The sequence below is a fragment of the Stenotrophomonas pictorum JCM 9942 genome (genome assembly GCF_001431585.1).
Taxonomy (GTDB): domain Bacteria; phylum Pseudomonadota; class Gammaproteobacteria; order Xanthomonadales; family Xanthomonadaceae; genus Stenotrophomonas; species Stenotrophomonas pictorum.
This window is the reverse complement of sequence record NZ_LLXS01000014.1, coordinates 26991-38102: the sequence shown is the minus strand read 5'-3', so window position 1 is coordinate 38102 and position 11112 is coordinate 26991. Positions and strand designations below refer to the sequence as shown.

The 11112-nt window shown below is 64.3% G+C and carries 15 protein-coding genes and 1 pseudogene; all 16 read right to left on the bottom strand.

What is annotated here, in order from left to right:
* Positions 1–567, bottom strand: a pseudogene (locus tag ARC78_RS06050) (hypothetical protein); the annotation flags it as partial.
* Entirely contained in the window at positions 557–787 is a 231-nt protein-coding gene (locus tag ARC78_RS06045; RefSeq protein WP_054660243.1) for a hypothetical protein, read from the bottom strand. The pseudogene ARC78_RS06050 and the gene ARC78_RS06045, both read right to left, overlap by 11 nt.
* Complete coding sequence (locus tag ARC78_RS06040; protein ID WP_241772683.1) at positions 787–1227, bottom strand: hypothetical protein; 441 nt, start codon at positions 1225–1227, stop codon at positions 787–789. The genes ARC78_RS06045 and ARC78_RS06040 overlap by 1 nt, the downstream gene beginning before the upstream one ends.
* Entirely contained in the window at positions 1218–2066 is an 849-nt protein-coding gene (locus tag ARC78_RS06035) for a phage BR0599 family protein (RefSeq protein WP_054660241.1), read from the bottom strand. The genes ARC78_RS06040 and ARC78_RS06035 overlap by 10 nt, the downstream gene beginning before the upstream one ends.
* Before the next feature lie 8 nt (positions 2067–2074).
* On the bottom strand, positions 2075–3250 hold the full coding sequence (locus tag ARC78_RS06030; protein WP_057505919.1) for a hypothetical protein: 1176 nt from the start codon (positions 3248–3250) through the stop codon (positions 2075–2077).
* Positions 3243–6116 (bottom strand): tape measure protein, encoded by a 2874-nt coding sequence (locus ARC78_RS06025; RefSeq protein ID WP_054658826.1) that lies wholly within the window; start codon positions 6114–6116, stop codon positions 3243–3245. Before ARC78_RS06025 ends, ARC78_RS06030 begins: the two co-directional genes overlap by 8 nt.
* A gap of 178 nt (positions 6117–6294) precedes the next feature.
* On the bottom strand, positions 6295–6729 hold the full coding sequence (locus tag ARC78_RS06020) for a hypothetical protein (protein ID WP_054658824.1): 435 nt from the start codon (positions 6727–6729) through the stop codon (positions 6295–6297).
* Entirely contained in the window at positions 6726–7475 is a 750-nt protein-coding gene (locus ARC78_RS06015; RefSeq protein WP_054658822.1) for a phage tail tube protein, read from the bottom strand. The genes ARC78_RS06020 and ARC78_RS06015 overlap by 4 nt, the downstream gene beginning before the upstream one ends.
* Positions 7476–7508: 33 nt before the next feature.
* Positions 7509–7955: a hypothetical protein gene (locus ARC78_RS06010; protein ID WP_054658820.1), complete on the bottom strand. Its 447-nt coding sequence runs from the start codon at positions 7953–7955 to the stop codon at positions 7509–7511.
* On the bottom strand, positions 7948–8277 hold the full coding sequence (locus tag ARC78_RS06005; RefSeq protein ID WP_054658817.1) for a head-tail joining protein: 330 nt from the start codon (positions 8275–8277) through the stop codon (positions 7948–7950). The genes ARC78_RS06010 and ARC78_RS06005 overlap by 8 nt, the downstream gene beginning before the upstream one ends.
* Positions 8274–9041 (bottom strand): hypothetical protein, encoded by a 768-nt coding sequence (locus tag ARC78_RS06000; RefSeq protein ID WP_057505918.1) that lies wholly within the window; start codon positions 9039–9041, stop codon positions 8274–8276. The genes ARC78_RS06005 and ARC78_RS06000 overlap by 4 nt, the downstream gene beginning before the upstream one ends.
* Positions 9038–9532 (bottom strand): lysis system i-spanin subunit Rz, encoded by a 495-nt coding sequence (locus ARC78_RS05995; RefSeq protein WP_054658815.1) that lies wholly within the window; start codon positions 9530–9532, stop codon positions 9038–9040. Before ARC78_RS05995 ends, ARC78_RS06000 begins: the two co-directional genes overlap by 4 nt.
* Positions 9529–9735, bottom strand: coding sequence for a hypothetical protein (locus ARC78_RS05990; RefSeq protein ID WP_054658813.1), 207 nt, complete (start codon positions 9733–9735; stop codon positions 9529–9531). Before ARC78_RS05990 ends, ARC78_RS05995 begins: the two co-directional genes overlap by 4 nt.
* Positions 9732–10340 (bottom strand): glycoside hydrolase family protein, encoded by a 609-nt coding sequence (locus ARC78_RS05985; protein WP_054658811.1) that lies wholly within the window; start codon positions 10338–10340, stop codon positions 9732–9734. The genes ARC78_RS05990 and ARC78_RS05985 overlap by 4 nt, the downstream gene beginning before the upstream one ends.
* Positions 10333–10683, bottom strand: coding sequence for a holin (locus ARC78_RS05980; RefSeq protein ID WP_096144913.1), 351 nt, complete (start codon positions 10681–10683; stop codon positions 10333–10335). The genes ARC78_RS05985 and ARC78_RS05980 overlap by 8 nt, the downstream gene beginning before the upstream one ends.
* A complete protein-coding gene (locus ARC78_RS05975; RefSeq protein ID WP_054658806.1) occupies positions 10680–11036 on the bottom strand; it encodes a DUF2190 family protein in 357 nt (118 codons plus the stop codon). The genes ARC78_RS05980 and ARC78_RS05975 overlap by 4 nt, the downstream gene beginning before the upstream one ends.
* Positions 11037–11112 lie beyond the last annotated feature (76 nt).

The window sequence follows — 11112 nt, the reverse complement described above, 5'->3', positions numbered from 1 at the left end:
GTAAATGTCGCGCAGGGAACCACTGATAACTGAGGGAGTTGTCGCTGCAACGTCGCCGGTCTTCGGCGGGAAGACCACGGGATAGAGTGGCGACGTCGCATAGATATAGGGGTCGCCACCCGCGCACGTCGGCATCGGGATCGCGGCTTTGCCCGGATACCAGCACTCGCCATCCCAGCCCTCACGGATCTTGCGGATCTTGTGGCTGGCCTTCTGCGGGTACGGGTTCATAGCCCCGTACTTGCCGGCGAAAGCCAGCGTTGCGAACCCGCGCCACGCCGGCTGCTGCGGTCCGAAGATGCTCGCCAGGCGGCTGTTTGGCTGCTGCGTGGCTTCGCCGAACATCAGGTCGACCGAGCCGACGATGCCGCCCTGATCTTTCTCGCCGCCCCACAGGTTCGGCGCATTGATGTGGATCGTCTGGCTTTGCGTGGCCTCACCGCGCCATGCGGTCTTATCGCCGCCCCGAAATTCCAGGTACGCATCGATCGGGCCAATTCCGAGGCCGCTGTGGAAAGCCACCTCGTACCAGTACCCAACGGTGGCGCTCTTGCTCTTACCGCCCATCGGCGGCCTCGCATTCGCGTGCCCACGCGACCAGTGCCAGGGCCAGACCATCGCCGGTGGCTTCCAGCTTCGATGCCGGGATGCCTTCGCGAGCGAAAGCCTGGTAATCCAGCCCGTGCGACTTGAAGAAGGCACGCGCACCAGCAGCGCAGAACCCCGGCTTGCGGCCAAAGCCGGGAATGCTGCGCAGATGGGCGGTGGTGACGCTCAGTTCGGCCATCACTTCTTCCCGCCCTTTGACTTGATCGGTACAGTTCCCGTTACCTTCCAGGCGAGGATGAATTCATCTTCCACCCATACGGTGCCGAAGTGGTGCTTCACGCTTTGCCCGTCCTCCACGGTCGGCGCTTCGCCAGCCAGCGGCTTGGGCGTTTCTGGCTTGGGCCGCATGGCGTAGGAAATCGCCGCCACAACGACCATGACGATCAGGTTGATGACCCACAACGGCCAGATCGCCTCAATTGGCTTGGCCGGCGCCGCCGGTATCAGTGCCATAACTGCCAGCCGGACAAACTGAATCACGCTCGCCAGAACCGAGAACGCGAACACGTACTTCTGCGCTGCCTCGCCCGACGGCGTATCCAGCCACCAGTGGCGCAGCCGCCAGATCATCACCGCGACCTTCTTGCGAAGCGGGTGGACTGCAGGCATCAGCCCCATGACATGCTCACTCCATCGACGGGGTTCTTGACCGGCTTGAACAAGCTGCCGCCGTAGTTGTCGGTGTTGCCACGCGCGGCGCAGGCCTGCCACGTACGCGGGCAGGTCGGCAGGGCGATCACGGCATCGCCCGTGGCGGGGTTCGGGCCGCCGGGCACGAGCACCAGCTGCGTGCTTCCTTGCTCATGCGCGGCAACTTCCCGCCGCATAAGCAAGCCGTTTGCGGCAGTCCAGCTGAGGAAGCCACCGGCCAGCGTAAACGCGGAATCCGCAAAGGCCGGTGCCGACACCCACTGGCTGGACGCTGCTGACAGCTCGCCGCTCACCTGCAGAACGGCGCGATCCAGATTGCAGCCGCGCAGGCCGGTGGAGTACGGCGTCTTACCGCAAGTCCGCTGCCAGCACGACCCCTGACCGCGCGCGCGGTTGATGCCATTGCCTGGCTCGCAGGTCAGTTCAATTTCTGCATCACCGAACTTGGGCTGGATGACCACCCCGATCCATTCAACCTTCGGGACGCCCCCTGTGCCGGCATCGAACTCCATGCACACCACGCCGATCGCGTCGTGCGGGGCGTAGGGATACCAGTTGTCACCCAGCGACTCGGTGACCGGGTATTCCGCAGCGTCTGGATCCAGCAGATACGCGAACTTGATGCTCAGCTTGTCCTTGGCACGCTCGATCGTCTGCTTGATCGCACTGCGCTCAATCTGCGCTGACAGGTAGACCTTGCCATCAACCTCGATGTCGCGATCGGCCGTGCAATACCGCCATACCAGGTGCTGGCGAGTGAACACAAACAGGTGGACCGGCTTGCGACCGAAACGCTCATGCAGCATCACACACCTCAATGCTCATGCGGCACCGCCTGAAAACTCAGTGCAACCTCGGCAACGTCGTGGCGCCACCAATTGATGCGCACCACGTCAGCAGACTGGGTGCACAGCGCCATCCACGAAATCTGCCGCACATCCGCCGGAGAGACCGGCACACCCAGCGCTGCATCAAGCGCGAGGCGCTCGGCGCCCGCATTGGGGCTGGAAACTGCAGTCACACGGCGATAGAGAACGGATCCATCTTGCAGGGCGATACGCAGGTCACGCCGCCCCGGTGGGCGCGGACCGATGCCAAGACCAGCCCACTGCACGTCCACCGTGGTCGCGGTAGCGCCCGCGCTTCCAGACAGCACAAGGTCCTGGGCCTGTGTGTGCACCCAGACCGGCATAGCGCGGCCTGCCAGCGCCCACAGTAATCCAAGCAGCTGCATCACTTCAGCGCCATTGGCCGCGGTGCAATGCCGCCGGATGACCGGCCGCGACTGGCCGAGCAGGTCCGAAACTACCGGCTTTGCCGTGCCGTAATCCACGCCCTGCAACTCACGCTGCGGCTGCCAATCTGGATCGGTGGACCAATCCACCGGCAGCTCCAGCACCGGCCAGTTCCGGTAGAGCGCTGCACCAGCATCGGCGGTGATCGGCAGCGGATCCTCCAGATCGAACTCCACCCGCCACGGCGCCGCATCACCGGTAAAGCGCGCAATCACTGGCGCACCACCAAGCCGCCCAGCGAACACCGGCAATACCCGTGTGCCAGCACCGTGCGGGGAGATAGTCGGCGCGGACAGCACCACCCCGGCAGGCAGAACGTCACCCACGCCCACCGCCTCGGCCGTGCGCGGGTCATCGGATACCAGCGCCGCCTGCGCCCCGGTACGGATGAACGTGCCGGCAGTGGCGCCAGGCGCGCTGCCAGCCCCCACCGGCAACGGCGCGGCCAGCACGAAGCCGACGCCCGGCAGCGGCACCCGCCACGACCGGCCGCCGTTGCGCTCCAGCAGGTTCTCCAGCCAGCGACGGTCACCTCCCGTCGCCAGCCCATCGAAGCCGACGCGCACGCGCGGGTGATCGCGCAGCTGCCGGTGATGCGCCAGCCCCGCACTGGCTTGCAACACATCGGTCAGCCACTCCAACTGCCAGTACACATTGCCGGCACCGCCAAATGGCCATAGCTGCGGCTCAGCCACGCGAGATGCCCTCCCAGTTGTTGCGAACGTGGGTCAACACAACCTTTTCGCCTGCGGCACTGGCCAGCGCGTTGGCCACCGCGTCATCACCGATGGCGACGATGGGCGTGGTGACACGGTCCGCACCGGCACCCGCAGCCAGGGTGGCGTCATACATGGCAGTCTGGCGGCGCGATAGCACGCGCTCTCCGGTTTGCAGGATGGCGGGCACTTCGTCCGGCTTGAGGCCGGCGATACCGCCGCTGTGATACCGAGGCGCTGCGCCGAACAGCAGCGGGCTGACGCGGCGCTTCACCGAGATACGACCTGCCACGCCGCCGGTGTGGGCGACGCCGGCAATGCCGCCTACCGAGTTGGCCACCATCAAAGCCTGGGCCGCAGTCATCAGCGAGGCAGCTGATAGGCCAAGCGCGGTGGCGCCTGACTGGATAACCGCGCCAGCTGCAGCCGTTGCACTGGCCGCCGCCCCAAGCTTCACCGCGCCCGCATCCACACCACCGCCCTTGTTGCCGCCGAACATGTTGGCAAGCGCACCGCCAATCTTCTGTGCAAGTGCCTTGGCCTGCATGTCGTAAAGCGACTGGGCAAAATCCAATGCGAGCTGGCGGACCATGGCGCCGGCCGACATCGCGCCCTCGCGGATGTTGGTGAACAGACTGGTGAGCGCGGACACGCTGGAATCGCCCACATCCTGACGCAGCTGATTCTGTGACGCGGCGATATTGGCGATATCTGCATTCAACGAATGCAGCAGCAACTGCGCGTTGGCGGCCTCTGCACTTGCCGGATCCAGAGTTGCCAGATACGCGAGCGCCGACTCACGCAGCGCACGGAACTCTGAAGCTGCGAGCCGGCGCGCTTCTGAGAGCTGGCGCTCACCCTCCACATAGCCCAGCAGCCCGCCTGCCACCTGAGCGCTGATACTGCTCTCCTTACCCTGGAGCGCCTCCGATATCCGATCGCCAGCTGCTTTAAGCTCATCCGCCTGAGCTTTGGCTACCAACCGGCCAATGAGGTTCTCCACCATCTTCCTGCCGGCGGCATCACTGTTGGCATCGAGCTTTTTGAACAGCTCTTGGTACTCAGCCTCGAGCTTCGCGCGCTCCACGGCGCCGGTGTTGCCGTCCAGCTCCATGAGCCGCAACTTGATGTCGCCCAGTGACTTGGCAAGTTCGTCCTCAGCCTTCTTCTGATCCTGCGCGCCCTTGGCGCCGATGTCGGCGCGGTCGCGCTGAAGGATCAGGATCTGCTCTTCCAGCTTTTGCCGCTTTCCGGCTTCCTTCGTCACCGCCAACTCAGCCTGGGCCTGGGCGATCTGCAGATCGATGGACTGCTGCTGCAGTTCCAGCCGTGTGGCGAAGTACTCCCGCATGCCGATCTCGTTCTCGGCATACAACCGGTCCAGCTCGGCCAGCGCCCGGGTGACCGAATCACGCAGCAGTGCATTGGACGCGGCAACGGCCTTGCCGGTGCCTTTGCCACCACCGCCGCCAGAACCGTCGCCACCCTCGGTGGAGGCCTTGCCACGCACGCGGGCCACCGTCGCGTCGATATCCGAAAACAGGGCGGTGACACCACGCTTGAGATCCGCAGCATCTGCGCGAAGCATCTCTCCGGTTGCCTGGAACCCAGCGACCAACGTCCTTCGCCGCGCAGTCATGTCGTCCATGACATCACCAACACCGGCGGCATAGGCCTTCACTGCGGCAACCGGCCCATCACTTTTCAGCGCATCCCAGGAGTTGCCGAGAGCCTTGAACGCGCCGCCAAGATCTCGAACCAGCCCTTCGGCTAACGTGTAGGTGGTCGCATACAGGTTCGCCATGATGACCGTGACGATTTCCACCACGTTCTTGAGCATCACGAAGCCGGCAGCCAGCACGCGGATGACACTGCCAAGAGTCTGCCCGAGATCGATCAGCCAGCTGGCCTTCCTTCCGAACCCCTCGGCGGACTCCTCACCCTCGCGCATCACCCCGGCAATTTGCTTCATAACCGTCAGAATCGGCTCAAAGAACTGGGGCAGATCGCGGGCTATGTCCCGCAGAAGAGCAACGAAGGCCTGTGTCGACCCAGTAGCTTCGTTCTGGTCCATCATAAATCTGACGAACGAATTTCGGATTTCGTTAAACGCGCCACTGATCGTCTTCGGCACCTTCGCTGCTTCATCCTGGAGGGCTTCGAAATCTTTGATCAGCGCTTGAGCGAGGTCTTTGTTACCAACCTTTCCGGCACTCACATAGGCCTTCACCTGCCCAGTCGCAATGCCGAAATACTTTGCTAGCGACTGCACGATCCGCTGGCCACCTTCATTGATCGAGTTGAACTCCTCAGCCTGCACGCGGGCACTGCCCAGCGCCTGCCCGAACTGGCGCATCACGCCGGCCGCTTCCTCACCGGTGCTGCCGGAGATGGCCAGCGCCATGGCGACAGCCTCCGTTAACTCCAGCTGTTTTTGCTGGCTCAGGCCCACCTGGTCCGCAGACTGGGAAACCTTGTTGTAGAGGCCTACAGTTTCCTTCCAGCTGGACTGTGTACGCTGGGCGATATCGAAGGTTTCATCCTGCGCGGCGTTGAACTCCTCCTGACTCTTGGTCGCCAGGCGCAGGCGGCCGGAGATGCCGGCCGCCTCGTCGGAAACCTTGGCCATCGCCCCAAGCGAGCGAAGCGAGGCGTATGCGGCAACGAAACCCACGAGTTGCGCGCGGGCTGCTTTCAAACCGTTCACCCAGCCCCGCGTATCGGGCCCGGATCGCGCAGCGTCAGTCTTGAGCTTGTTCAGATCGCCACGCAACACCGCCAAGCCCTGCTTGATATCAGCCAGGTCCGCCGAGATGCGTACACGTAGATTGGGGTTGGTAGCCATCAGCCGGTGAGCCCTTTTAGATACGCTGAAAAGTCTTTGCCGTCGTACTGCGCCGCACGTGCGGTTACCGCGTCATCCGCCAGCCGCCTGCGCCGGCTGCGCTCGGCCGCTTCGGTAAAGGCCCGAAGCTGGCCGAGCGTGTACTGCTTGATGTCGCTGAAGCTGTGCCCTTGTTCGATCAGGAGCTGGAGGGCGTCGGCCCAACCCCAGGCAGCTGCCGTGCCATGCCGGCCAGGAGGGGTACGACGTTCTTCGTAAAAAAATCGCGGTTCACCCGCACACAGGTCTGCGTGAGCCTCACGACGTCATCGAGGTTGGCGGCTTCCACATCGGCGACACTTACGCCTGCCGCGATCGAGAGCGCTTCGAAGAACTGCTCGCCGTGGTCACCGATCAGGTCGACGATCTGAATCACGTCGATATCAAGCTCGTCGCCTTCACCGGTAAGCACGTTGTTGGCGATCAGCGCATCGATCACCGGCCGGGCTGTGCGGATGAGCACGGGAATCCGGCCGACCGGGATCGGCAGGATCTCCACCTGCCGCCCTGCAAATCCCACCGACGTGCTGGCCGGGGCCAGCACGTCCACGTCAGCGGTTACGGGATGCGTCATGCCACGTCTTCCATGGTGACGGTGAAGTACTGCGACAGGCCGGTGCCCTTCGTCGTGTCGGCCATCAGGCCGCCGGTGACTTCGCCGGCGCCGTACTCTTCGCCGATCAGGCCCATGCTGGCCAGCAGGCCGCCGCTGACCTTGTGCGCATGAACACGCACGCGCTTGCCGCTCTGCGCCTCGTTCAGGCCCACGAAAAGCATTTCGTACTGCTTGGCCGACTGCGTGAGCGCCTCCACCACCTTCTGCGCGGCGTTGGCATAGGTGACCTTGATATTGGCGGCGCCAGACAACGGGGCGGTGATGGTGCTGCCGGCGGGGATGAAGATGCCGCCATCGCGAAACTCGTAGTCGGTGCCAGGTGAGTACGTAGTGGCGCCGCCGGCAGCCTTCACCGCGGTGATGCCGGTGGCTACCTTCGACAGCGGGGTAAAGCCACCCTTGTAGGCAACCACTTCTTCATCGGTGACGGTACCAGCGGCCACGGCGGTGACGGATGAGCGCAGGGTGCGGGCGAAGTTCTCGGCGGCGAAGTCGTGGAAGGTGTAGGCAGCCTCCACACCGGTAAGACGTGCTACTTCGTTCCGATTGCCGCCACCGGGGTTGGTGTGGTCAACCAGGTTCTTCTTCTCTTCCTGCGGCGAGAAGGTGAGTGCCGAGCAGTTGCCCACCTCTTCGAACGCGGCGGCGGCGCCGTACTCGCGGATCAGAAGTTTGCCGCTGCCCAGGTAGCTATGGTCTTTCATTTGTTAATCTCCAGTGGTGCCGCGGGGCGGCGGTTAACGGGTCAACTTGGGGATGCTGGTGGTGTAGCGGATGAGTGCGCCGATCCAGTCGGCACCGGCTGGCGCGCGCAGGGGTTCCATGGACTGGTAGGCTGGCTGCCCGAAGCCGGCCGGCCACGTCACCTGACGGCCTTCCATCGCCTGCTCGATGTCCTCAAGCACGTCGTCGAGCGATTCCTCGGCGGCCTCGCCGCCCTGGCGCTTGACGACGATGGCGACCGTGGTGAGCCTGTGGGTGCGCTGCAGGGCCGGGTCGCTCGCGCGCTCCTGCTTGTCGATGTAGACAGCCAGCCCATCCTCAACGTGCTCCGGATCCAGCTGGCCCGGCTCGAGCGTGGCCACCGTGCCGACGGTGGTGCGATATGGGCCGGTGCCATCGATGCGCTTCAGGTTCAGCACGAAGGCGTCCAGCAGCTTGCGGCGCGGCGTGAGGTCAGCCATGCGGCACCACCAGCCAGCGCACCAGCGATGCGTCGTCCTTGTGCTTGTCGGTGAGGCGGTAGGTGTCGCCGTCGACCACGACGATGCCGCCCTTCTCCGGCACCACCTGGACGCGCTGGAACGCGATGCTGATTTCGCCCAAGGCGACCGGTGATGCGTCTTCGCCCCACACCTGCGTGCCGCGGTCGACCAACACATCACATGGCACAGACGCGGAACCGGTGGCGGGCCCGGTGTAGATAGCGGCATCGGCCATGCCCGCTGCTTTGAAGCTGCCGATGGCGTCCTGGTCGAATGCCTGCAGAAAGGCCTTCTGGCTCATGAGTGCCCCCGGTACCTGGACGACTGGAGCGCCTTTTCCAGCTCGCGGTTAAAGTAGAACGGCATCAACCGGTCCCATTCCCGCTGCGCGAGCGCGAAGATGTTGTAGCGGGGCTTGTAGCGCGCATCGCGCGTGAAGATGAACACGCTGCGCACAGCAGAGCCGAAACCGGTTTCAATTCGCTCATAGACACCAGGCAGCAACCGGCCACGCTTCTGCTGCACAACGAAATACTCGCCACCGCGCTTGCGACGGGCGCGCCGACGCTTCTGGCTGGTGTCGCTCTGGTTCTGGTAGCGATCTTGCCGCGCGCCAAGCTGCGAGAGGATCTTGCTCACCTGACCGGCCTTGACGTTACCGAAGCGATCCAGCTCCGCGCCCTTGCCAGCGACAGCGAACATACCGGCAGGCATCGCGCCCTTCTGCTGCAGCAGCACCTCGAAGCCCTTCTTACGGCGCTGGCCACCATCCACCTGCGCCTGCAGATACTTGGCTGGCGCGGTACCGTTTGAGGCTTCGTCGCGAAGGTAGATCTCTGCAAACAGCTTCTGTGGCGTGGCCTTTTTGTACTGGGCGGCACGTACGGTCAACGCGGTGGGGCGATCAAACACGCGGCCGGCAGTACGTGCCCAGGTCTGGCGGATCTCGAAAGCAGTGGCGTTGCAAGCCTGCATCACTGCAAAGCCAAGGTTCTGCCGCTCCAGCTCACTGAACTGGCGGCCCAGCAGGTTGTCCGCGTCAACCGCGATGCGCACAAGGCTCACCGGACACCCCCGCTACACAGCAGGGCGAAGGCCTGCAGTCCCTTCACTTGTGCATCGCAGGCGTCGGCGGCGCCAATAGCTCGGCCCGCACTTTCATACCGGTCTGCGGCGCCACCATCAGCGAGGGCGCCGGCTGCGGCGGCTGCGGACAGTTCGCTGGTGGCGATGGCTGCTTGCCAGCGGTCATGCAGCCGCTGGTTGCCAGCACGCAGGTCAGCAACAAGGCGATCAGAAGCGGCTTGCGCATCGGCTTTGTCCTTTTCGTATTGGGCGGCCACAGCGCTGGCTTTGGCCGCGTTGGCGCGCTCGGTGGCGATGACGGTATTGGCCTGGGCCAGCTCGGCCTTGGCTGCATCACGCTCGGTCATGGCGCGGTCACGTGCCGCGGCGGCGTTGTCGGCTGCACGGTGGGCGATGGAGACACTGCCGCGCTGCCAGACGACAACGGCGAGCAGAATCAGGAACAGGGCGGCGAGGTAGCGGGTGATCATTTGGCACCCCTGGGGTCCGGATCACGCGTGATGTGCTGTCCGTCCGCATCGAAGTGCATGACTTCCGCAAAGTCTCCGTCGTCACACTGATCACAACGAACCTCAACCCGCACCGCTTCCGGGTAGTCCATTTCGTCGCGCTGCACCTGGAGTTCGCGCTTGCAATCCGGGCAACGAAGAAGAATCAGAGCATCAACATTCATGGCGCAACCTGCTCGGCCAAACACTTGGCGTGACGTTCCTGTTGACGGGTCCACACGCCCTTGCAGCCATTCGGGCCCCAGTTCTGCGGGAGGGAGCAATCGCGGCCGTCTTGCTTCTTCCACAGCAGTAGCGCGTCGCACGCGGCGCGGTACAGGCTTGGCAGCTGGGCCGGGGGTGCGGTGCGGGTTTCCAGCAGGCGGCGGCGCATGGAGCTGTTACGCCAGTTGCCGATGCCGAACTGCCCAGTGAAGTCGACATACAGGTCGTACTCGCCCTGCGTGAGTGACACGTCGGGAATCGACGCCTTGAAGCGCACCTCTTCTTCGCTATGCAGGTTTCGGGCGAGCTGCTGGGCACGTGCACGCGTGATCGGCGCATCAGTGAGGCGCACCGGCGTGCCGTCTTCGTAGCGGGTGGAGCCGTGGCCAATGGTTGGCACATCGCCCTTGGTCGGGATATACGGCTTATGGACCACTTGGCCATCAGCACGAACGGCCGTGGGGCCGTCGCCTTCCTTCGCAACCCAGCCGGCGAAGGCGGCGACGCTGAGCACTAGGCCGGCGGCGGCCATACGCATTGGAGAAACAGCGCTGCGATCAGACATGGTGGTCCACCTCGCGCTGCAGCCGGCGCATTTCCAGCGCGTGGCGCTGGGCGTTGCGGCGGTCGTCGCGGTATTTGAAGATCACGGTGACGAGCAGGCCCAACAGGCCGATCACCACGCCGCTCACTGCTGCCATTTCGTTTGCGGTAAGCCCGAAGAACACGGCCCCCGCACTGCCGCCATAGGTGGTGACCTTGCTGGCAACGTTGACGGCAGTGGAGGTTTGATTTGCCATCTCTGTCAGGCCCTCGCTGCGCACGGTCATCCCCTGTTGGTTCATCTGGAAGCCCCACCACCGCACACGCCACCCGGGCGTCTGTGTGCGGTGGCGGGCGTGGATCATGCCTTCAGCGCGCCGGCACCCGGCACGAGTTTGGCCAGCACCTTGGTGGTGCCATTGCCGGCCGCAGCGATTGCGATCGCGCAGTTCTCCAGATCGCCCGCCGCAGTGGCGGCAACGATGAACTGGCCGGCAGAGACGTCCCAATGCAACGCGGCACCTTCGGTGACGTCGGCGGTGGACAGCTTGGGAAGCTCGAAGACACCCTCGATCTGGGCGCTGCCCTTGCTGCCGCTGGGGATATCCACCAGGGCTACGGCGAGCAGCGTGCCGACGATGGCAGCCTGGCCGCTGGCGAGGTTGGCGGCAGCGGTGATATCGATCACGGCGCCGGGGAATTTGTAGTTTTTCGCCATGACGTGGGTCCTCAAGTGGCGTTGTTGGATTCGATACGAAACGTGTGCGGTGCGGCCGGCGGCTCGAGGCCGCCGG